Consider the following 24,795-nt stretch of genomic DNA (forward strand, 5'->3'; position numbering starts at 1 on the left):
ACAGTGGCCTGGTAACAGGTGTTACCGCTGGTACGGCCACCATTACATATGAAGTAACAAATGCTAACGGCTGTAAAGCACAGCAAACAGCCCCTGTAACCGTGAATGCACTGCCGGTAGTATCTCCAATTACAGGTACAACCAGTATGTGTATCGGTTCCACTACTACTTTGAGCAGCACTACTGCCAATGGTATATGGAGCAGCAGCAATTCCGGTGTAGCAACAATAGATGCTAACAGCGGCCTGGTAACTGGTGTTTCTGCAGGTACTGTCACCATTACATATGAAGTAACAAATGCGAATGGTTGTAAAGCCAGTCAAACAGCTACTGTAACAGTGAATACACTGCCAGTAGTATCTCCAATTACTGGTACAACCAGTATGTGTATGGGTACTGTTACGACCTTAAGCAGTACAACAACTGGCGGTGTATGGAGCAGCAGCAATACTACTGTAGCCACCATAGACGTAAACGGCCTGGTAACAGGTGTTGCCGCTGGTACAACCACCATTACATATGAAGTAACGAGTGCTAACGGCTGTAAAGCAAAGCAAACAGCCACCGTTGCCGTGAATGCGCTGCCAGTAGTATCTCCAATTACTGGTACAACCAGTATGTGTCTGGGTGCTGCTACTACCTTAAGCAGTACAACAACTGGCGGTGTATGGAGCAGCAGCAACAACGCTGTCGCTACCATAGACGTAAACGGCCTGGTAACAGGTGTTTCCGCTGGTACTACTACAATTACTTATGAAGTAACGAATGCTAATGGCTGTAAAGCAAAGCAAATAGCCACCGTTACCGTGAATGCGCTGCCGGTAGTATCTCCAATTACAGGTACAACCAGTATGTGCATGGGTGCTGCAACTACCTTAAGCAATACAACAACAGGTGGTGTATGGAGCAGTAGCAATACCGCTATAGCAACAGTAGATGCTAACAGCGGCCTGGTAACAGGTGTTTCCGCTGGTACAGCTACAATCACATATGAAGTAACGAATGGTGGCTGTAAAGCACAGCAAACAACAACTATAACTGTAAAGGCACAGCCGGTAGTATCACCAATCACAGGTACAACCAGTATGTGTATGGGTGCTACTACTACCTTAAGCAGTACAACAACTGGCGGTGTATGGAGCAGCAGCAATACCGGTGTAGCAACAATAGATGCTAACACTGGCCTGGTAACAGGTGTTTCCGCTGGTACGGCCACCATTACATATGAAGTAACGAATGCTAATGGCTGTAAAGCAGAGCAAACAGTAACTGTAACTGTGAATGCACTGCCGGTAGTATCTCCAATTACAGGTACAACCAATATGTGTATAGGTGCTGCTACTACCTTAAGCAGTACAACAACTGGTGGTGTATGGAGCAGCAGCAATACCGGTGTAGCAACAATAGATGCTAACACTGGCCTGGTAACAGGTGTTTCCGCTGGCACAACCACAATTACATATGAAGTAACGAATGCTAATGGCTGTAAAGCAGAGCAAACAGCCACCGTTACCGTGAATGCGCTGCCGGTAGTATCACCAATTACAGGTACAACCAATATGTGCATGGGTGCTGCCACTACCTTAAGCAGTACAACAACTGGCGGTGTATGGAGCAGCAGCAACACCGCTGTTGCCACCATAGACGTAAACGGTCTGGTAACAGGTGTTACCGCTGGTACAACCACCATTACATATGAAGTAACGAATGCTAACGGCTGTAAAACCCAACAAACAGCCACTATCACTGTAAATGCGCTGCCGGTAGTATCACCAATTACAGGTACAACCAGTATGTGTATAGGTACTGCTACAACCTTAAGCAGTACAACTCCTGGCGGTGTATGGAGCAGCAGCAACACCGCTGTCGCTACGATAGACGTAAACGGTCTGGTAACAGGTGTTTCCGCTGGTTCAACCACTATTACATATGAAGTAACGAATGCTAATGGCTGTAAAGCACAGCAAATAGCCACTGTAACCGTGAATGCGCTGCCGGTAATATCACCAATTACAGGTACAACCAGCATGTGCATGGGTGGTGCCACTACCTTAACCAATACAACTCCTGGCGGTGTATGGAGCAACAGCAACACCGCTGTTGCCACCATAGACGTAAACGGTCTGGTAACAGGTGTTTCCGCTGGTACAACCACCATTACATATGAAGTAACGAATGCTAATGGCTGTAAAACACAGCAAACAGCCACTGTCACTGTGAATGCACTGCCGGTAGTCTCTCCAATTACAGGTACAACCAGTATGTGTATAGGTGCTGCTACAACCTTAAGCAGTACAACTCCTGGCGGTGTATGGAGCAGCAGCAACACCGCTGTCGCTACGATAGACGTAAACGGTCTGGTAACAGGTGTTTCCGCTGGTACAACCACCATTACATATGAAGTAACGAATGCTAATGGCTGTAAAGCACAGCAAATAGCCACTGTTACCGTGAATGCACTGCCGGTAGTCTCTCCAATTACAGGTACAACCAGTATGTGTATAGGTACTGCTACAACCTTAAGCAGTACAACTCCTGGCGGTGTATGGAGAAGCATCAATACTACTGTAGCCACCATAGACGTAAACGGCCTGGTTACAGGTGTTTCCGCTGGAACTACTACAATTACATATGAAGTAACGAATGCTAATGGCTGTAAAGCACAGCAAACAACAACTATCACCGTAAATGCGCTGCCGGTCGTATCTCCAATTACAGGTACAACCAGTATATGCATGGGTGCTGCCACTACCTTAAGCAATACAACAACAGGTGGGGTATGGAGCAGTAGCAACACCGCTGTAGCCACCATAGACGTAAACGGCCTGGTAACAGGTGTTTCCGCTGGTACAGCCACCATTACATATGAAGTAACGAATGCTAACGGCTGTAAAGCACAGCAAACAGCCACTATTACCGTAAATGCGCTGCCGGTAGTATCACCAATTACAGGTACAACCAATATGTGCGTAGGTGCTGCCACTACCTTAAGCAATACAACTCCTGGCGGTGTATGGAGCAGCAGTAACACCGCTGTTGCCACCATTGACGTAAACGGCCTGGTAACAGGTGTTTCCGCTGGAACTACCACAATCACATATGAAGTAACAAATGCTAATGGTTGTAAAGCACAGCAAATAGTAACTGTAACTGTAAATGCGCTGCCGGTAGTATCACCAATTACAGGTACAACCAATTTGTGCATGGGTGCTGCCACTACCTTAAGCAATACAACTCCTGGCGGTGTATGGAGCAGCAGTAAGACCTCTGTAGCTACCATAGACGTAAACGGTCTGGTAACGGGTGTTTCCGCTGGTACAGCCACCATTACATATGAAGTAACGAATGCTAATGGCTGTAAAGCACAACAAACAGCCACTGTCACCGTGAATGCACTGCCAGTAGTATCACCAATTACTGGTGCAAAAACTGTATGTGTTGGCGGAGCAACAACTTTAAGTAATAATACCCCAGGTGGGACCTGGATCAGTAATAACCCCAATTTGGCAAGCATAGAACAAGGTGGAATAGTAACCGGCCTCGTTGCCGGTACTATTACCATCACTTATCAAATGAACGCGACTGGCTGTTTAAACAGTGCCAGTATTACAATGATTGTCTCAGATTGTAACAACACTACAGCACCGGTTGCACACGACGATGCCGCTGAAACATATGTAGATACACCAATTACCATTAATGTACTGAATAATGATTCCCAACAAAATGGCACCATCGATCCGGCTTCCGTACACATTGTACGCCAGCCAACTCATGGAAGTGTAACAGTGTCCCCGGATGGACGAGTGGTCTACACACCAGCTATTGGATACAATGGCTCAGATAACTTTGTGTATACCGTAAAAAATACAGCCGGACTGGAATCTAATCAGGCTATTGTACAGATTACCATTTTTGAAGAACCTGTAGCTGTAGATGATGAGGCCACCACCAGTTCTGATAAACCGGTAACCATCCCCGTACTGGCAAATGACCGCGGTAAAATAAACCCTCAAACGGTTACTGTAACAATGCCACCCATTCATGGAAGTGTTACAGTGATTACAGATGGAACTATCACGTATACGCCCGCACGTAAATATGCTGGGAAGGATAATTTCCGCTATCAGTTTAAAGACATTAATGGGAAGATATCCAATGAAGGTAATGTCAATATAGATGTGGATGCAGAGGAATTGTATATCCCGAATGCGATCACACCTAACAATGATGGGAAGAATGACCGGTTTGTCATCCCTGGTATTTCAAAATATCCGGGTAGCACGCTCACTATCTTCAATCGCTGGGGTAACGAAGTTTACTATTCTCCCAATTATGATAACCGCTGGGATGGTAATGGCCTGAGTGGCGGAACATATTACTACATTCTTAAACTCAATACCGGACAGGACACCAAAGTTTATAAAGGATGGATTCAATTGTTACGTTAATCAAGCTCTGTACAATCATGCGCAAAACAATTAGCAACATGTATTCGAAAATATTGTTTTTCTCCCTCCTGTTGTGCTGTCTGGGGCAGATAGCTCTGGCACAGCAGGAGGTACAGTTTAGCCAGTATGTGTTTAACGGATTGGCGGTTAACCCGGCATACGCCGGATATCGGGGCGATACTTATCTAGGTGCAAGCTATCGTAAGCAATGGGCCAGCCTGCCCGGTGCACCGCAAACAGGGGCTGTCTCTATTGATGGAGCCCCTTCCTGGGCCAACAATGAATCTGTGGGGTTAGGTGCACAGGTCCTTTGGGACCAACAGGGACCACAGGAATATCTTTCCTTCACTGGTTCCTATGCCTACCGTATACGTCTCGACAAAGAAGGAGTAAGCCGACTTTGCCTGGGTATAGGGGCCAGCTTGTCTCAATATGCGGTAAAGGGAGATATGATATATGTATTGGATGAAAATGATCAAAATGTTCCTGTCGGTAAAGTGAGTGCGTTTCAACCTGATGCCAGCTTTGGTGTTTATTATTATAATCCTCATTTTTATGCCGGCGTTTCTGTAATTCAATTGTTTACCCAGGAACTGAATAATAGAATCATTATTGCAGGAGTAGACAAAGAGTTTCTAACCATCCGCAAAGCCAAACACATGTATTTTACGGCAGGTGGCTTGCTTAATCTCTCTGGCGATGTTAAACTGAAACCATCCATTATGATAAAGGATGATTTCAATGGGCCTACCAGCCTGGATTTTAACATCTTTGCCTTATTGTCAGAAAAACTATGGATAGGTGGTTCTTACCGTACTGCAGTGAATATCTGGGAACACAACAATCTGAAAGCTGGTCTTACCAAAACAAATGCGGTCAGTGCAATGATAGAGTATTTTGCTACCGACAGGCTGAGGATTGGATATGCTTATGACGTGATGACTAACAGGCTGAGTGGCTATCAGGGCGGATCACATGAAATTTCGATTGGCTTCCTGATTCCGAACAGGAAGATGAAAGAAAGAATCATCAGTCCGAGGTATTTCTAAAAATAAGCACCATGACAAAAAATATTTTCGTTGCAGGAAGCTTCCTGTTGTTGATGACAACAGGTATAAAAGCACAGGAACAAAAGTCGGTGCAAACGATGGCCGATGAATATTATACTCGCTATGAATACAAGGCTGCGGCTATTTTGTACAGCAGGGTGGCAACCAAAAAAAATGTTCATCCGGAAGTACTGAAAAAGCTGGCATTGTGTTATTCTAAACTTAATGCTTATCAGGATGCAGCCAACATCTACCAAAGGATCATAAATCTCCCGACAGCAAAAGCGGAAGATTTTCTACACTACGCAGATGCACTGAAAAGTCTGGAAAAATATGAAGAAGCCAAAGAACAATATTTCCATTACGCTAAATTAACACGACAAAATGTCAACCCTCAAATGGCAGGATGTGACTCCGCGCTGCTATGGAAAAACCTTTACACGAATTATACAATAGAGAACAGGTCCGAACTCAATACCGCCTCTTCGGATTGGGGAGCTGTTTGGTATGGCAATAAGTTGGTATTCATCTCCGACAGCCTGCGTTATACCATGCTCGATCCGGCTACCAAACCTGGGCATAAAAAGGCTCCGGCAACAGATCGTTCGTATCAGAAATTATATTTTGTGGATACCATCCAAAATCAGCCACCTGTGACACTGATCCGTGGTATCGAAAATTCAATTAATCAATATCGGTTTCATATCGGACCTGTTACCTTCTCTACAGGTCTGGATACTGCTTACCTGACAATCACCAACCCGAATCATATTACCCATAAGAAGGAAAAATCCAAAGTGTTGTATGGTACCCGCAGACTTCAGTTGCTCATCTGCATAAAAAAAGATGGCAAGTGGGAGGTCCTTGAACCATTTACATACAACAACCCTGAGGAATATTCGTTGGGGCACGCTGCACTGAGCCATGATGGCCGCTATCTGTATTATGCCAGCGATATGCCTGGAGGCATAGGTAAAACAGATATTTGGTACTCTGAAAAACAACAGGACGGTTCCTGGGGAACTCCGGTCAATTGTGGTCCCCTAATCAATACACCGGACGAAGAAGCGTTTCCAGTAGTAAATGGGGATCACGAATTACATTTCTCAAGTAAAGGTCATCCGGGCCTGGGAGGCTTTGATATCTTTTATGCAAAAGGTAATGCCAGCAACTGGACTGTTCCTGTCAACATGCGTCCTCCTGTTAATTCTGCCGGTGATGATTTCCTGCTGGTACAACAGGGTGCACAAGGATTCTTTGCTTCTAACCGGCAAGGAGGGAAAGGAGAGGATGATATTTATTCTTTTAAGCAGATGACAAGTCCAAATTCGCAGCAGTCGTCTGGGAAGCCGGTAAAAATATTACAGACACAGGTGATTGATTTGCAAACCAGACAACCAATTGGAGATGCGGTAGTAACATTGTATAATAAACGAAAAGAAGTGAGCTGGACGCAGTTGCTGGGCCCTGGAGGGAAAAATTATAATGTACTGGAAGATGCAGTCCCCTATTTAGTATTTGCGGCCAAAGACCAGTATGCCCCTTCAGAGATGCATATTTTCTCTTCAGATACTTTGTCAACAGATACACTCAGGATGACGCTTTATCTCACAAAAGCAACACCGGCACATAACGATATCATCACATTACAAAATATTTACTACGACCTTGATAAATACACGATCCGCCCTGAAGCTTACCCTGTGCTGGATTCACTGGTAGCCTTTATGAAGCGTTTTCCTGCTTTAAAAGTAGAAGTAGGAGCACATACTGATAGTCGTGCTACTGCAGCTTACAATCTGGAACTCTCGAACAACAGAGCTGCTGCGATTGTAAATTATCTTGTGAAAAAAGGGATCTCTCCGGAACGAATGGTGGCGAAGGGTTATGGAAAGTCGAAGCTGGTAAACCGCTGTGAGGATGGTGTGGAATGTTCGGAAGAAGAGCATCAGGCCAATAGAAGAACTGAAATCAAAATCTTGCACTAAATCGTAGCCATTTCTGCGGTAATTAGCTAAACAGCATTCCCTCTAACCCGAATGTTGTCTAATTTGGATTACCTTTATATAACGTATTTAAAATCAATACCAATTGGTTCGATAATGATCCACTAAGGGCACTAAAATAGGAAAGGTCGGAGAATTCTCCGACCTTTCCTATTTTAAGTACTTCCAAATCTTTTACTGGTAAGGCTATCAGCTCCAGTATAGGGTTCGGTTCCATGGTAATTCAATTTATCCTGCTAAATAATTACAGGTCAGCCTATGAACCATAGCAGTAGCCTTATATATTTTGCCAGCGCAGAAGATACCGAACATTGCCAAAAATTAATTGTTCTACTACAGAATAGCTTCATATTTATGCCGTACTATAGCATAAGAAATAGCCTTCCAGATGAAGTACCTTGTATTTTACCTGCTTCTACTGCTTCCGACGGTGACTGATGCCCAGGATCGTAACCTGGAGTATTACATCAGGCAAGCCGGGCAAAATAGTCCGCTGCTAAAGGATTATCAACAACAACTACAAGCTGGAAAAATAGATAGCGCTTTACTCCGTGCCACTTATAACCCCCAAGTAAATGGGATAAGCAGTAATAGCTATGCGCCCCTTATAAAAGGATATGGTTACGATAATGCCATTTCAAATGGCGGCCAAATTTCAGCCATTGTACAAGCCAATAAAACCTTTGTTGGTAAAAAGAACCTGGCAAGCCAACTAAGTACCATCCAGTTGCAAAATGCCGGCATAAGCACCACTGCCGCCATTGCCGAACAGGATCTAAAACGGACGATCACCACACAATATATCCTCACTTATGGCGATTTTGTTACACTGGATTTTAATAATGAGATACTTCATCTCTACCAAAACGAAGAAAAGATACTTAAAAAATTAACCGAAGCTAATATATACAAACAAGCGGATTACCTCCTGTTTTATGTATCACTTCAACAACAACAGTTGATTTGCAAACAAGCAGAGGTGCAATATAAGAGTGATTTCGCCACACTCAATTATCTGGCAGGTATAACAGATACGTCTGCATATAATATTCCTGATCCTGCATTACAAATAAGTACGTTGCCAGACATCTTTCAATCACCATTTTACCAACAATATGCCATAGATAGTTTGAAATACCTGAACCAGCGCATGGTGCTCAATTATAATTATAAACCAAAGTTAATTGCTTATGCAGATGCTGGATACCAATCCACATTAGCAATAGACCCTTATAAAAACTTCGGTACCAGCATTGGTATTGGTATTACAGTACCTATTTATGATGGCCATCAAAGAAAGTTAAAGACACAGAAAATTGCTATCAGCGAAAAAGTAAGACAAGGGTACAGGGATTTCTTCCTACTGCAATATAACCAACAGGTCATGCAATTATTACAACAGCTACATGCTACCCAGACCTTAATTCCTCAGATAGAAAACCAGGTGAAATATGCATATACCCTAATTGCTGTAAATGAGAAACTCCTCGGCACCGGCGATATCAGAATCACTGATTATATCCTGGCAATTAATACTTATCTGAACGCCAAACATCTGTTTACACAGAATTATATCAACAGACAGCAGATTACTAATCAACTTAATTACTGGAACAGATAATACAAACCATGAAGGTATGAAGCGACTCAATAACATATTATTCATCGCAGTCATTATGACCTCGGCATGCCATAATAAACAGGAACCCACTGAAACTGCAACAACTGAAGTACATACACCCGTTACCGTTACCACAATAGATACTGTTCCGTTGACAGACTATATAGAACTGAATGCAACTTCTTCCTTTTTGCAAAATAACTATATAAAGGCAAACACTACCGGCTATGTTAAGGACATACACGTACTTCCAGGTCAATATATAAAACAGGGCCAGCTTATGTTTACCTTACAAACCAAAGAATCAAGGGTAATAGGCAATACTGTAAGTGCATTGGACTCCTCGTTTAGGTTTACAGGTATCAATCGTATTGTTGCGAGTGGTCATGGTTACGTTACTCAACTGAACCACCAACCTGGCGACTACGTCCAGGATGGCGAACTGCTGGCAGTGATCAGTGATATGAATAGTTTTGTGTTTATACTCAATTTGCCGTATGAGTTACGCCCCTATGTACTTAACCAGAAAACCGTAAAATTATACCTGCCTGATAATACCACCCTAAATGGTACCATCAGCCAGGTAATGCCAACCGTGGATTCTCTTTCGCAAACTCAGAATATTATAATTAAAGTAAATTCACCTACCCCTATCCCACAGAACCTGGTCGCTAAAGTACATATTACCCGAACCAATATCAGTAATGCAGTTACACTTCCCAAAGCAGCAGTGCTATCTGATGAATCACAAACATCTTTCTGGGTAATGAAACTAATAGACAGCACAACTGCCGTAAGAGTGGATATTAAAAAAGGAGCAGAGATAAAAGGTCATATAGAGATACTAGCCCCCCGGTTTACCAATATAGATAGATTTCTACTTACAGGAAACTACGGCCTACCCGATACGGCTAAAGTGACTATCATGAAAGTGCAATAACATGAAAGAATTTTTTGTTTCACATAAGAATCCGCTGGCGGTAATGATCGCCATCATTATCCTGGGAGGTACTTATGCCTATTCAAAATTGCAAACATCCCTGTTTCCGGAGATCACTTTCCCAAAAATTAAGATCATCGCTGACGCTGGCTTACAGCCGGTGGATAAGATGATGATCACTGTTACCAAACCGTTGGAAAATGCCGTAAAACAGGTACCTGATCTAATCACTATTCGCAACACTACCAGCAGGGGCAGTTGTGAAATAGCTGCCTTCATGGATTGGAACACCAACATAGATTTAGCCCAACAACGTATTGAATCAAAGATTGCGCAGATTCGCAATACGCTGCCTCCCGAAACCAATATTACGGTAGAGAAAATGAATCCCTCCATCTTACCAGTGATGGGATACACGCTAACAGCCAGCAGTGGCCCTGCTACCGCTATTGATATGAAATACTTGGCAACGTACACGATAAAGCCCTTCCTCTCGCAGGTACCAGGCGTATCTGAAGTGCGCATTATTGGCGGCAAACAAAAAGAATATTGGCTTACGCTGGACCCTCAGAAAATGAGCACCCTCTCCGTAACCCCGGATATGCTAGCAACCGCATTTGCCAATACAAATTTCATACGATCCAATGGCTACCTGTCTGATTACCACAAGCTATACCTGACTGTTACGGATGCAACCGTCCACACCATTGATGAAATAAATGATATTATTATCAAAAATACAGGCAAACGAGTTGTTCAGGTGAAGGATATTGCAACAGTCAATATCAGCGAAGGAATAGAATATACGAAGATAAATGCCAACGGCCAGGAAGGCATTCTAGTTGCCATCATTAAACAACCCAATGCCAATCTGATAGACCTTTCCGTGGCAATGGAGAAAAAAGTAAGCGAACTTCAAAAACTGCTACCGCACAATATTTCCCTGAAACCATACTATATACAGGCCGATTTTGTAAACGATGCGGTAAAAAGCGTGACAGACAGTTTATGGATAGGTTTGCTACTAGCCATTATAGTGGCCATCCTATTTCTACGTTCATTTAAAGCCAGCGCCACTATACTGATTACCATTCCAGTTACCATATTATTTACCCTTATTATCATTTATGGTATCGGCTATACATTCAATATTATGACATTAGGCGCTATTGCCGCCTCTATCGGTTTGATCATAGATGATGCAATTGTGGTGATGGAGCAGATCCACCGCACGCATGAAGAAGATCCCATAGAAAGCTCCGATAAACTAGTAGGAAGGGCTATTCATTATCTGTTACCTGCCATGATTGGATCATCCATCAGTACGATCGTGATATTTATTCCGTTTGAACTGATGACTGGCGTAGCCGGTTCCTACTTCAAAGTATTGACCAATACTATGATTATCACCCTGGTTTGTTCCTTTTTTGTTACCTGGATTGCCCTACCTGTTATTTACCTGTTCCTCACAAGCAAACGGCCCCGTAAAAAAGTGGAAAATAAAGCCGGTCATGATGTGAAAAAACAGCGGTGGGTAGGCGTGTTGATCCATAAACCTTATATTAGTATAGCCATTATAGTGATACTGTTGATGGCTATCATTATCATACCTTCCCGGCTCGAAACCGGCTTCCTTCCAGAAATGGACGAAGGAAGTATCGTCCTGGATTATACGTCTCCGCCTGGCACCTCTCTCCAGGAAACAGACCGCATGCTGCAAGAGATAGAAAAGATAATTGTAAAAACGCCGGAAGTAACAGCCTACTCCAGACGGACAGGCACACAAATGGGATTTTTTATCACAGAACCCAATACAGGCGATTATCTCATCCAACTAAAAAAATCCCGCAAAAAAACTACAGATGAGGTAATAGCAGGGATACGCCAACAGATTGAAGCTTCTCAACCCGCACTACGTGTAGATTTCGGCCAAGTAATAGGGGATATGCTCGGTGATCTGATGACTTCGGTACAGCCAGTAGAAATAAAAGTTTTTGGAAATACCCCAGCCACTTTAAATCAATTATCCTCCCAAATAGCAACGGTGATAAAAGAGGTGAAAGGCACAGCCGACGTGTTTAATGGTGTTGTAATTGCCGGACCATCAGTGAGCATACAGCCCAATAATAATCGCATGGCCTTGTTCGGCATAACGCCTGCTAGTCTGCAATTTCAGTTGCAAAATGCATTAGAAGGGAATGTGATCAGCACTATCCTGGAAAAAGAACAACTATCAAATGTACGTATGGTCCTGCCAGGCAACAGACAACGCAGCGTAGCCGAAATATCACAATTACCTATCTTCCTGCCTTCCGGCCAGTTAAAACCACTCGACGCATTGGCTACCGTTTCGGTGAATACTGGCGACGCAGAAATTAAACGAGAGAATCTTCAGGCTATGGGAGTGATCACCTCCCGACTGGATAACCGTGATCTTGGCAGCGTAATGAAAGATATACAGGATAGCGTATCCGCCAGGATTGTATTGCCACAAGGTTATCATATTGAATATGGTGGCGCATATGCCGAACAACAACAATCCTTTCACGAATTGCTTACCATACTTATCGCTTCCAGTTTATTGGTCTTTGGTACAATTTTGTTCTTGTTCAATAATTTCCGTGTGGCCCTTCTAATTATATTCCTGGCTGTACTGGGTATTGGAGGAAGTTATATCGGACTGTATCTCACACATACACCTTTGAATGTAGGTAGCTATACTGGATTGATCATGATCGTTGGTATTATAGGAGAGAATGCCATCTTCACTTTTCTCCAGTTCCGGGAATCGGCCCACCACATGGGGGTGGATAATGCTATCGTATATGCTATCTCCACTCGTTTAAGACCCAAATTAATGACGGCTTTAGGCGCCATTATAGCCTTATCTCCACTGGCTTTAGGTATTGGTACGGGAGCGCAAATGCATCAACCGCTTGCCATTGCAGTAATAAGTGGTTTTGTGGTGGCATTACCCCTTCTATTGATAGTATTACCTTCCATGTTAAGAATCATTTTCTTGAAGAAATAACAGATGTTGACAGTAATATCTGGGTACTTAAAAAAGCCTGGAAGCTTAGCTTCCAGGCTTTTTATTTTCCTAAAATCATGGTGGCATTAAGAAAAACGCTCACTGTTTATTTGGGGACTCATAATTTTTTAAGCCCCTTTTGCAGGTCTTCAGCATTCATAACAGGACAAAAATCTACTTTGGCATTGACGGACTGAAAGAAAGGCTCAGCTATACTTGGTATTTCAGATGGGTCCTTTAGATCAAAGACGAACATCGCCGTTCTACAGCCATCCACCGAAAGGAAATAACTTGCTTCCGGACTCAATTTATCCATTGTTGATTGAATGACTTTTGGAAGTGTTCCATCCGCAACGGCTTTGTTGGATGCTTCTACCTGGAAGGTTGCTTTTAATAATGTACGCATTGTAATTGTTTTTAGGAGATTAATATGTACTTGGAAAATATTACTGGTCTGTCTGCTGACACCAAATACCTTGTACATATCCTTAACAGAAGAATACTGGCTAATGTTTAGTTATTGCCCACCTAGTACTGATATCTACAAAATAAAGAATATGGTTCCGGGTACAATAAAAAGCTTGTAAGCAAAACTTACAGGCTGTTAAATTTTGTGTGAGTGTCAAAAATTATTGAGGAAACCAAAACGGATAGTAAAACCCCAATTTTAGATCGTGTGTTTCCCTTCATCAAAAAATCGCGACCAATAATCATAACGGAGGTATCCAAAATACTCACAAGCGTAGGTATTGAAAACTTCCTTTAGCGCGGCATAATAGGCTGCTTATAGTACTTAGCTAATGCTCATTGTTTAACCTTTTAAATGCTATCTTATGACACTTTCAAAAGATGTCCCCTTCCAGAAAAATATGGACTTGGGAGTTGGATTTGATTACCTAACGGGTGAAACCCGCGGGTGTTTATTTGATCGTTCCTCTATTGTACCTACTCCTGGTTTAGGGGGTATTGGACAAAATGGAATGTTTTTCATGACAAGAGTAGATGATGTTGAATCATTAATGTCATTATTAAACATCTCCGTTGAAGTAAGTGGCCGATATGGGCTGTTTGGCGGGGATGCGCAAATGGATTTTATGGATAAATCCAGTTTCAATTCTCAATCAACTTTTCTTGTTGCAAAAGTGCAAATTCAAAAAAGTGAATCGCAATTCTATGATGCTAAAGTCAAAGATATTGCAAAGGATTTAGTCCGATCTGGTAATGAAAAGCGATTTAAAGAGTTATATGGCGACTTTTATGTGCAGTCGGTAACGGAGGGAGGAGAATTTAGTGCCATTGTGGAAATAATTAGCACGTGTAAGGAAGATGAAAAAACGATAGCTGGTGCTTTAGAAGCATCCTACGGAACGCCAATTGCGGGTGTTGACTTGAAAGTAGATGTAAATAATGAGAAATTAAGTAAGATTAGTAGAAAGGAAATAAATATATACATTAAGCAAGTTGGTGGAACAGGTGTAGACATGATTTTTCACGATGAGATTGATAAGCTAATAGAAAGCGCCAAGAATTTTTCGCTTGCTCTTGCAGGCAATCATGGTGTTAACTGCAGAGCACAACTAAAAAGCTATAAAACGTTGGATGATCTCCCAGAAAGTAACTATATGCTAATACAGGCAAAAGAAGATGCTTTGAATGATTGTGCAAGGAAAAGATTAAAGTATAAAACATTATTAAATGACATTGATTTCTACGATGTAAACCCAACCTTTTTTGAGCCTGATCCTGTTATTTCGGATGATCAATTGACCAATTGGAAAAGTCAGTTAACCCAGTTAGATAATTTAATCAGATCGCATGCAGTAAAGATTGCTGACGACGTGAATTTTAATGATGATTTTTTAGAAGTGATAAATGGGAATCCTGTTAATTTAAGTGAAATGAAACTGCCGAAACGTATTGCTGTTTCAAGCACTCAACAGGAAATAATCATTCCAAATCTGAAAACCTTAACGCTTGATGACGCAATTAAAGAAATTGCTCGTGAGAAACTGCCACTCAATGTTTCCTATGTTCAACATGATTCTCCAGACGCTAAACAAACTATGGTAACTAACACAGATCCCGCCCCCGGCCAGAAGGTGGAACCAGGCGCAAAACTAACTATTTACTATGATGGCCCACCATCACCACGATTTAGAGATAGTATGTTAACCGCCACGACGCCACTTTATGGAAGCCTATTGCATTGAAATTTTTTTCACCATATAAAATTCAAAATTATGAGCATAACATTGCCCGAGATCACTATCGTGGGGAGAGCAAATAGCACCCCCGAAACGCCCAGCGATTGGTTTTGCGATGGTTTTATGGCTGGATGGAATAATCCACAGCTTGTACCGGAGGCTCCTGCTCCACTAAATGAGGAATATCTTTCTGCCTACTTTTCTGGGGTGCAAGCCGGAAAGAACTGTAGAAATGGGGTAGAATGTATTTGCGACGACCCACAATATGATGGTCCTTCAGTCGTGAATGATTTAGGTGGTCAGCCTTATGAAGAACTAGAGAAGGCTTGGAAAGAATCCTGGTCGGAATTCTTAAATCATAGGGAAGATCCTCATATAGAAGCTCCTGAAATAGAGTTTTTGGCAGACTAATGCCCGATCTTAAGAAAAAAGAGAAAGACCTGATGATTATTGATTCTCTTTGAATCAGTCCGCGGATATATAAAAAATGATGATAAAACCCGCCTGCATAGCGGGTTTTATCATCATTTTATCATCCTTTTCGCCCCCGTTTTCTTCAGCCACATCCCAAACGTCATCAGGTCAGGAAGAATTCTCCGCAAGCTTTCCTGATCTGCTTTAGTGGTGAAGCCTGAGTTGAGCATCTCATAGCCTTTGGCAAATCTTGGATTTAACTGTCGGAGCATTTCCATTGGTAGTTGCTCATACTTTATATTCAGCCCTGTGGCCTTGTTCATGGCGACTACCATTTGCAACGGGGTTAAAGTATCGCCAGCCAGTTCAATGATGTTATGATTAAATGATTCGGGTTGTTTGAAAGCCATTGCAGCCAGTTTGCCGATATCTTCCAGTGCAATCAACTGTAGTTGCGTACTGGGGAATGCCGCTGAGGTACCATCTAGTTGAACGAAGTACGCAATATATGGTGATAATAGCGAGTGATGCGGTTTTGCAAACTGATAATGTAACATGATCGACTTTTTTTTATGAGGGCGATCTATCTATATTAAAGATAATAAAAGTATATATGGAAGCCTTGTCGAAAAATAGGAACATACCTCTAAACTGCTAGGAGTGGGGCTGTAGGGACTATTGAGGATTTTATATATGTTAAAAAAAGAGACTAAGAACTTCTTAAATATTCATAATCATTTGGACAGTAACTGTTTTGGCCGTACCTTTGCGCCCTCATTACCAACTTTAGAACAGAAATGTGGGATAGATTTTATCTTAGAGTCATCGGCCTTTTCATTTTATTGAATGGCGCATTATTTTTATTTAAGGACTGGTTGTTAGACAATGGTTTTCACCATAATGTCCTGCTTTTCGGAAACTTAGCATTAGCTTCACTTTCAGCGTTTACTTACAATATGAGTCGCAAAGGCGTGCAAGCCGAAAGCAATAGCGTATTTATGCTGCGGGTATATGGCGCTATGATCAGCAGAATGTTCTTTTGTCTGGCAGGTATTACCATCTATGCTGTAGTTAACAGAGGTAATACTAGCAGATATACCATATTCACGCTGATGTTCTTCTACGCAGTGTATGCCATTTGCGAGAATGTGAGTATACAGAAGTTTACCAGACAGCAAAAGACAGAACAATAGTTTTATAACTGATATTTTGAGTTATATCTAAAGTAGCTGTACTCGCGGCTATATTAGGTATTACTTTTCTATCTTCCGATATATTATTGGAGGTGGCCTTAATAGTATTGAGGCCACCTCGTTGTGTTGTTAGTATTAACCAACAGTATTTAATGCATCGGCAGGTATCAACTGTTGAATGGATGCGTCAGGAGATATGATGATATTGTTCAATAAAACAAAATACTTCCTGAATAATTGTTCGATCGTTTCCTGTCTGAAAATTTCAGTGTTGTACTCCACTGAAAATAGTAACCCATCTGGCTTTTCTCTTACAGATACATTCAGCTCGTACTGACTGGTTTCATGTACTTTTTTCACTTCTTTTAGTGATATATTATCCAGCCGCAATGGAGGTAATTCAGGTGTATTCTGCAATATGAGAATTGCCTGATAGAGATATTTATCGGAAATACCCGATTCTTCTTCCAGCGCTTCCATAATTTTTTCCAATGGCACTTCCTGCGCCTCATAAGCCTCAATGGAGGTTTGTCTTACCTGTTGCAGTAATTCAATAAAGGATGGATGACCACCGAGGTTACTGCGTAATGGTAACAGGTTGTTGGAGAAGAAGCCCATGAGACATTCCATTTCCTGCTTAGTACGACCAGCAACGGCGGTAGCCACACAGATATCATCTTTTCCACTGAAATCGTGCAGTAGGATTTTAAAGGCAGTAAGTAATGTCATGAAGAGGGTACTCTCATTGCGCTGCGATAACGCGCGCAGGGCTGCTGCCAGGTTATGATCGGCATGGAAGTGCAACATCCGTCCTTTATTACTTTCGTGTAAAGTACGCTCGTAATCTGAAGGGAGTAGCCAAGGTGTATATCCTTCCAGCTTGGTGGTCCAGTACCGCAGCTTTGCATCCAGGATTCCGGATGCTACCTGTCTACGCTGCCAACATGCATAGTCTGCAAACTGGTAGGGGAGTGGAGACAAGGCTAAAGCTTCACCGCTGCAATATGCATTGTAAAGCTGTGTAAATTCCTTCATGAAAATTGCCAGTGACCAGCCGTCAGCAGCTATATGGTGTAGCAGCATTACCAATAGGTGTTCATCGGTCCCTATCTTTATCAAATGGGCTTTCAGCATATAGTCTGCCGATAAATCAAATGTGGTAACCAACAATGAATGTATATAAGCCGAAACATTTAATTCCGTTTCTTGGAGTGAGCAATCGGTAAAATTCAATTGCCAGTTGTCCGCAGAAAGAAAATACTGATAGGCTTTTGCATCTACTGGGTGCCAGCGAATGACCGTTCGCAGCGACTCATGCCTATCCACCAGTGCCCTGAAAGCCGCTGTCAGGGCTGAGCGGTTAATGTCTCCCTTTAAATTAAAAACAAAAGGCATGTGATAATTGGCTGTTCCTCTCCGCTTATCCATCATCCACAATTCTTCCTGACCAAAAGATAAGGGGATACGGTCTGAGTGGCTACGATCGAACGGTATTATAACATCATCGTCGGAACTATGCTGCATTCCCTCAATATACGCTGAGAGCTTGGCCAATGTTCTGTACTGAAAAAGGCTACCAACGGGAATATTGACATGTAAGGCCATCTTAATATGTGCCCTTACTCTGATAACCAGTAGTGAATGCCCTCCCAACTGAAAGAAATCGTCATATTTACCAACAGCTTTTACATGCAATAGTTCCTGCCAGATGGTTGCTACCACCTTTTCGGTGGCTGTATCTGGTGCGGTAAATGTTGTATCTGAAATAGTATCGAGATCAGGAGCAGGTAAGGACTGTTTGTCTACTTTGCCGTTGGGTGTAAGCGGTAAGACATCCATTGGATGTATGACCGCAGGCACCATATAATCCGGTAGCTGCTCCACGAGGAATTGCTGTAATGCTTTTTTATCGAAAGTACCCATGGGGACTACATATGCCATCAGTTGCTTGTTGCCCGTCGTATCTTTTTTTACAACAATGATAGCTCTTTCCACCAACCCACTTTTCAGGATCATATTTTCAATTTCTCCTGGTTCTATGCGGTAGCCACGCACTTTTACTTGGTCATCTACTCTTCCCCAAAACTCAACCAAACCATCTTCACCGAAACGTGCCAGGTCGCCGGTTTTGTATAATCTTTCTCCTGCTACAAAAGGATGCGCAATAAAGCGCTCACTAGTGAGCTGGGGGTTATTGTAATATCCACGTGCGAGCCCAGCTCCGCCTACATATAACTCCCCAATTACACCAACTGGCAACAACTGTTGGTGTATATCCAGTACATATGCAGTTCGGTATATTAATGGAACTCCGATAGGAATATCGCCTGTAATCGTTTGTCCTATACGATAACTCAAGGATCCGGTGGTATTCTCCGTAGGGCCGTAACCGTTAATGATTTCTAGGTCTGGATAGGCTGCACGTAATTTCTTAATATGTGTGGGAGATAGCTTCTCACCGCCGGTAATGACGGTACGCAACTGTTTGAATATGCTGATATCTGTATCTACCAATTGATTTAACCACCCAGCAGTAAACCATATTTTATTTACATGATGTTGCTCGATTTCTTTTTTCAGGAGATCATTATCCAAGAGTTGTTCATCGCTGCAAAGCAGTAATTGTCCGCCATTGAGCAGCATGCCCCAGAAATCCACTGTAGTACCATCGAAGGAGAGGGAGCTAGTGGTCAGTAAAATATCATCCGCTGTGAGGGATGCAAACTCGCATTTTAAAGCAATACTCACCACATTGCTATGCGTGACCATCACGCCTTTGGGACGGCCGGTAGAGCCAGATGTAAACATCACATATGCCAGATTTTCCGGATGAATTGCATGCGCCAGATTGTCTGAAGGAAGCAGAGACAGCTTGTCCTTAAGTGTATCCAGACATATCACTTTTGCCGGGCTATCGAATAGGGAGGTATTACCGCTTGTAGTGATAGCTACTTCATAGGTTACGCCTTCCAGCATACTTGCAATGCGCTCTTTTGGATAGGCGGGGTCTAGTGGAAGATAGGCACCACCAGCCTTCAGGATACCTAAAATTGCGACTATTAGGTCTGTGGATCTATTTATGCAAACAGGTACAGGTGTATCCTTTGCTACGCCCAGTTCCCTTAAGTAATACGCCAGTTGATTGGCCTGTGCATTTAGTTCGGCATATGTCATCGTGGTACTGCCGATAAGCGCCTTGGCGCTGGGTGTTAGTGCTACCTGTTTTTCAAAGGTGGCAGGAATGGTCTGGAATGTAGGCTGTTCAACTGTCACTTTATTCATCGGGGTGAAACAAATATCCAATTCTTGCTGGGAGAGTATAGCCGTTCTATCTATCTGTTCATCATAATGATGTAGTATCTGTTGCAGAATTTGTTCCAGGTAACCTGAGAATATTTCCAACGTCTTGCCAGACTTCAGTTTGTAGGATTGGCAAAGGAGAATGGTGAGCACATCGCCGGTAGTGCTAATGGTGCAGTCGAAATGCGTATTAGCTACCGCAAAACTACCGAAGGTCATGGTGGTTGGGTCATTGACGGTGCCCTGCAAGAGACGTTCGTTCAGTTGATCGTACACATGGAAATTGATGTAGTTAAAGAGGACATCAAAAAACGGATTTTCATCCACACTATGATGCCTGTGTAACTTTGCTATTTCTGCAAGAGGCAGGCGATCGTAAGCTTTGATGGATAATTGTTTTTGCTCCAAGCCGACCATCAGATCGCGCCAGGTCGACTTGCTGGCAGCGCTGTATCTTATTGGAAGGGAGTTGAGGAAACAGCCCAGCATCTGGTCGCCATCTTCAATCATAGGCCTGTTGTTGGTAACCAGCCCCAATGTCAGTTCATCTTCATAAGTTAGCATACTGATTGCATAATAAAATGCGCCGAGGAAGAGGGTACTGACAGCGATGCCTTCTTTTTTTGCCTTTTGCTTTATCGCATCTAACAGACCGGGTTCATATTTTTTGAGGAAGCGTTGTTGATCTTTTTCCGTGGTGAAAATATCGAGACGTCGATAACCATTCATCTCCCGTGTCCAAAAATCCTTTGATTGGACATTGCTTTTTTGGATAATATTTTCAATAACATAATCTTTATAACTAGCTTTCAATATTGGCGGTACATCCAACGAAGCGGAGGTGTAGAGATTGTTTATTTCTGTATTGAGACTCGCAACACTCCATCCGTCAAGGATCGCATGATGCATCTGAAGAATGAACACATAGTGCGTTTTCAATTTTATGACAGCCGCACGCCAGAGTGGAGCTTGCGCGTAATCGAATGGGGTGCTCCGTTCTTTTCGTAGGTAATCATTCACCAGTTCCATACTTTCTTCCTGGTCACTCATATCCACAACGGCTAATGGCGTTTGTACGGATTTGTATACCACCTGCATGTTCTCTGCGTTGCCATCGAGGAGGAAGGCTGTTCTGAGTATACCGTGTCTGGCACTAATCAACGAAAGTACTTTTTCGAGTCTGCTGATATCTGTATCCAACGACATGCGGCTGGAAAACTGATCGTGATAAATAGCATCTTCAGGATGGCGAAGGGAAGCATAAATCATCCCAGATTGTATGTCGCTCATCGGGAAGATATCTTCAATAGCATCCGCATTCGGCAGCGTAGAGAGCAAGGCATTTTTTTGTTGCGTTATCGCTGCCAGGATATCTTTTCTGGCAGTATCATCAGCATCTATATGCAGTTCCCCGATTAGTTGTGATAAATCAGCGATGGTTGCGGCTCTGTATACATCGGCAGCCTGGAGTTCTTTAGCGAAGATCTTTTTGACGCGACTGACTACTTTGATTAGTCGGATGGAATCGCCTCCCAATTCGAAGAAATTATCATTTCTGCTGATGTCATTTATGCCTAGGACTTCCTCCCATATCGCGGCCAGTTGCCGTTCCTGATCGTTTTGCGGCGCTTCTCTTAACTTATTGTGCTGGATAACAGTATGTAATTCCGTTAAGGCAGGTTTATCAATTTTTCCGTTTTTTGTCAACGGCATTTCATCGATCGGAGTGAGCAGCAAGGGAATCATGTAATCAGGGAGCCATTCGCGCATATGGTTGATGATAGCCTCCCTGTTAAATTCGCCATTGGATACGATGTACGCTGCTAATTGTTTTTCTTCCGATGTATTGATGTGATCTGATTTCACCACTACTACCGCCTGCTTTACAATAGGGCAGCGGTGTAGCACGTTTTCAATCTCCCCTAATTCTATACGAAATCCACGTATTTTTACCTGATTGTCTATACGACCAAGATATTCCATGGTGCCGTCAGGGAGCCATCGGGCGAGGTCACCGGTTCTGTATAAACGTGGACTCACAGCGGAATGGAAAGGATTGGCAATAAATCGTTCTGCCGTCAGTTCAGCACGATTCAGGTATCCCCTTGCTAGGCCCGCACCGGATATATACAATTCTCCTGGTACGCCTACCGGCTGCAGTTGTTGGTTCGCATCAAGTATATAAGCCCCCAGCGAAGGAATAGGCCGGCCTATAATACTGCCGGTGCTGCTCAGGTGTTCATCGGTTATTTCCTGAAAGGTAACATGGACGGTGGTTTCAGTAATCCCATACATGTTAATTAGCTTACAATCAGGAAATGTCGTCTTCCAAGATTTCAGCTTGGCAGGATTCAGTGCTTCTCCGCCGAAAGTGACGTAGCGTATGGCAAGCGAGTGATAGGCATCATTTGCTGTTACTGCCTCCTGCAATACATAAAATGCAGCAGGGGTTTGATTCAACACGGTCACTTGTTCCTGTTGCAGTAACCCTGCAAAAGCAGCGGTATCCCTGGCGAAATGCTTTGGTACAATTACCAGTCGGCCGCCATAGAACAGGGCGCCATACATTTCCCATACAGAGAAATCAAAGCAATAGGAATGGAACATCGTCCATACGTCATTTTCATTGAAGTCGTAATACCCTACCACGGCTTCAAACAGACTGACCACATTACGATGTTCTATGATCACGCCTTTAGGTTTTCCTGTGGAGCCAGATGTATAAATTACATAGGCCGCATCATGGGGGTGCGCTGCAGGGAGAGGGGACGTGTCTGCGGTAGCTGAAAAATCAGCCGTATCGCTTAATACGACCGTTTCATTGTTGTATATCGCGGCTAATATGGGCAGGCATCCTGAAGAGGTCACTACGATATTGGCAGCGGTATCTTCCAAAATGAAACGAATACGCTCCTCCGGATATTCCGGATCAATCGGTACATAAGCTCCACCTGCGCTTAGAATGCCCAGGAGTGCCACGATCATCTCAGGAGATCGTTCGATACAAACGGGTACTAAAGTATCTTTTCCTACGCCTTTACTACGCAAATACTGCCCCAGTTGTTGGGCACGTGTGTAAAGCGTTTTGTAGGAAAGTGTACGATCATCGCAGGTGATGGCTATATTATCAGGTGTGCGGATAGCCTGCTGCTCAAAGATGGAATAGATCGTTTTGTTGGTATGGGAAGTATCGAGTGGATGGGCAGATTCCAAGAGTATTGCTTTCTCAGCAGGAGGTATGATGTCAATATCGCTGATAGGATGATGTAGTTTTTCTGCAAACTGAGAAATGATATGCAGGATACGCTTGGATAATAATACCGCTTCCTCTTTTTTGATATGCGCCAACTGGTGGATGATATTCAATTGTAATGGCTGATGTTTTCCATAATCCTGCCAGTATATACGGAGTGGTCGCTTTTCATATTCTGTCCATGTTTGGTGGAAGGAGGTGGAAATGTTTTCATCAAAATCAAGTTGGAGATCTAGCAGCACGTAATTGACCAGCACTTCAAATAGGGAGCTATCTGCATGATTGTCTTTCAGCATGCTACTCAATTCGTTGAGGGATGCTTGTTGATGAGGAAAATCTTCTTTTTGTGCGGTATCTATTTTATGCAGTAGATCTATCAATTGATCATCAGCATTGTATTGGCCAATAAATGGTACAATTCCGGAATAGACGCCTATGATACTACGTTGCAGTTGCGTCATACGTCTGTGGCGTACTATACCCAACAGTAGTTCGGTATGTCCTGTTATGCGTGCAAAGTAGATGATGGTAGCAGCTACCGTGAGTTTTTGCAAACTATATCCGCAGGTACGCGCCGTTTGTTCGAGTACTGCTCTTTGCATATCGGTAAGCTGTAAGGTAAAGAGTGCACTGGTTTTACCTTGCTCATCATTGTACGGATATTTATAATTGAAAAGTTTGGGCGGTTTATTTTCGAGTTTTCCTTGCCAGTAATTTAGCTGCTGCTGGTAGGATTGACTCTGATAAAAAGGAGCGTAGTCTGCTATTTCTTTCGCATAGGAGGGATAGGTGGTTGTTCCTTGTCCGTGCTTGTATTCCCGTGCAATGGCCTGCAGGAAAAGCTGATATGCGGCGCCATCAAATATGAGGTGATGGCATCTAAACACGTACCAGTATTCCTCTTCCGCAATTTTTATAAGATAATGTTCGAATAGGGGAATACCTTTTTGCAATCGGAGGGGAGTGTTGCATTGTTGCTGTATCCATTCCAGCGTATATGCTTCCGGATCATCTTGTTGACTGTAATCGATTTCCTGTAAAGGGATTTCAGGGGTGGCATCGCTTACATATCCGATGGGTTGCGGACTTTCAAGATCAAAGCTCATACGAAAGATATCATTCCCAGAGATCACTACCTTGACAGCTTTTGCGAATTTCGTTTTGTTTAGGTGTCCTTTTAATGTAAGATATCCTGTTAAGGTGTAATGAGGGCTTTCAGGATTCATCAATTGGTCTACATAAATATCCTTCTGTGTAGGATGTAGCGGGAAAACATTTGTTAACATACCTTATGGTTATAATAAAGAAAAAATATCCCAGGGGATTAGACAGA

13 protein-coding genes are annotated in these 24,795 nt (G+C 42.9%); 9 read left to right on the forward strand and 4 right to left on the reverse strand.

Annotated features, from left to right (window positions below; all coding sequences use genetic code 11):
- From JO154_RS13615 to JO154_RS13625, 3 genes are all read left to right on the forward strand, one after another.
- On the forward strand, positions 1-4,451 hold a 4,451-nt coding region (locus JO154_RS13615), incomplete at its 5' end, for an Ig-like domain-containing protein (protein ID WP_291946346.1).
- Positions 4,452-4,489: 38 nt separating this feature from the next.
- A complete protein-coding gene (locus JO154_RS13620) occupies positions 4,490-5,500 on the forward strand; it encodes a type IX secretion system membrane protein PorP/SprF (RefSeq protein ID WP_291946348.1) in 1,011 nt (336 codons plus the stop codon).
- An 11-nt stretch (positions 5,501-5,511) separates the two neighbouring features.
- On the forward strand, positions 5,512-7,488 hold the full coding sequence (locus tag JO154_RS13625; RefSeq protein WP_291946350.1) for an OmpA family protein: 1,977 nt from the start codon (positions 5,512-5,514) through the stop codon (positions 7,486-7,488).
- Positions 7,489-7,546: 58 nt separating this feature from the next.
- Here JO154_RS13625 and JO154_RS13630 read toward each other — a convergent pair whose 3' ends face one another.
- Positions 7,547-7,723: a hypothetical protein gene (locus JO154_RS13630; protein WP_291946352.1), complete on the reverse strand. Its 177-nt coding sequence runs from the start codon at positions 7,721-7,723 to the stop codon at positions 7,547-7,549.
- Positions 7,724-7,894: 171 nt separating this feature from the next.
- Here JO154_RS13630 and JO154_RS13635 point away from each other — a divergent pair, with 171 nt between their 5' ends.
- The 3 genes from JO154_RS13635 to JO154_RS13645 are packed head-to-tail and all read left to right on the forward strand — an operon-like array spanning position 7,895 to position 13,098.
- Positions 7,895-9,127 (forward strand): TolC family protein, encoded by a 1,233-nt coding sequence (locus JO154_RS13635; protein ID WP_291946354.1) that lies wholly within the window; start codon positions 7,895-7,897, stop codon positions 9,125-9,127.
- A gap of 16 nt (positions 9,128-9,143) precedes the next feature.
- Positions 9,144-10,067 (forward strand): efflux RND transporter periplasmic adaptor subunit, encoded by a 924-nt coding sequence (locus JO154_RS13640; protein WP_291946356.1) that lies wholly within the window; start codon positions 9,144-9,146, stop codon positions 10,065-10,067.
- Position 10,068: 1 nt separating this feature from the next.
- Positions 10,069-13,098, forward strand: a complete 3,030-nt coding sequence (locus tag JO154_RS13645) for an efflux RND transporter permease subunit (RefSeq protein ID WP_291946358.1) — start codon at positions 10,069-10,071, stop codon at positions 13,096-13,098.
- A 118-nt stretch (positions 13,099-13,216) separates the two neighbouring features.
- On the opposite strand, the gene JO154_RS13650 is transcribed toward JO154_RS13645, so the two are convergent.
- Positions 13,217-13,504 carry a hypothetical protein gene (locus tag JO154_RS13650; RefSeq protein ID WP_291946360.1) on the reverse strand — a complete coding sequence of 96 codons (288 nt, stop codon included), beginning with the start codon at positions 13,502-13,504 and terminating at the stop codon, positions 13,217-13,219.
- 427 nt (positions 13,505-13,931) lie between these two features.
- On the opposite strand from JO154_RS13650, the gene JO154_RS13655 reads away from it, so the two are divergent.
- Positions 13,932-15,308, forward strand: a complete 1,377-nt coding sequence (locus JO154_RS13655) for a PASTA domain-containing protein (RefSeq protein WP_291946362.1) — start codon at positions 13,932-13,934, stop codon at positions 15,306-15,308.
- 30 nt (positions 15,309-15,338) lie between these two features.
- Positions 15,339-15,713: a hypothetical protein gene (locus tag JO154_RS13660; protein WP_291946364.1), complete on the forward strand. Its 375-nt coding sequence runs from the start codon at positions 15,339-15,341 to the stop codon at positions 15,711-15,713.
- Between the two features lie 113 nt (positions 15,714-15,826).
- On the opposite strand, the gene JO154_RS13665 is transcribed toward JO154_RS13660, so the two are convergent.
- Positions 15,827-16,273 carry an NmrA family NAD(P)-binding protein gene (locus tag JO154_RS13665; RefSeq protein ID WP_291946366.1) on the reverse strand — a complete coding sequence of 149 codons (447 nt, stop codon included), beginning with the start codon at positions 16,271-16,273 and terminating at the stop codon, positions 15,827-15,829.
- A gap of 240 nt (positions 16,274-16,513) precedes the next feature.
- On the opposite strand from JO154_RS13665, the gene JO154_RS13670 reads away from it, so the two are divergent.
- Positions 16,514-16,909 carry a hypothetical protein gene (locus JO154_RS13670; RefSeq protein ID WP_291946368.1) on the forward strand — a complete coding sequence of 132 codons (396 nt, stop codon included), beginning with the start codon at positions 16,514-16,516 and terminating at the stop codon, positions 16,907-16,909.
- A gap of 135 nt (positions 16,910-17,044) precedes the next feature.
- On the opposite strand, the gene JO154_RS13675 is transcribed toward JO154_RS13670, so the two are convergent.
- The gene (locus JO154_RS13675) at positions 17,045-24,748 is read right to left on the reverse strand and encodes a non-ribosomal peptide synthetase (RefSeq protein ID WP_291946370.1); all 7,704 of its coding nucleotides are present in this window, start codon (positions 24,746-24,748) and stop codon (positions 17,045-17,047) included.
- Positions 24,749-24,795 lie beyond the last annotated feature (47 nt).

Origin of the sequence: Chitinophaga sp. (genome assembly GCF_019236475.1) — a bacterium.
Classification (GTDB): Bacteria; Bacteroidota; Bacteroidia; order Chitinophagales; family Chitinophagaceae; genus Chitinophaga.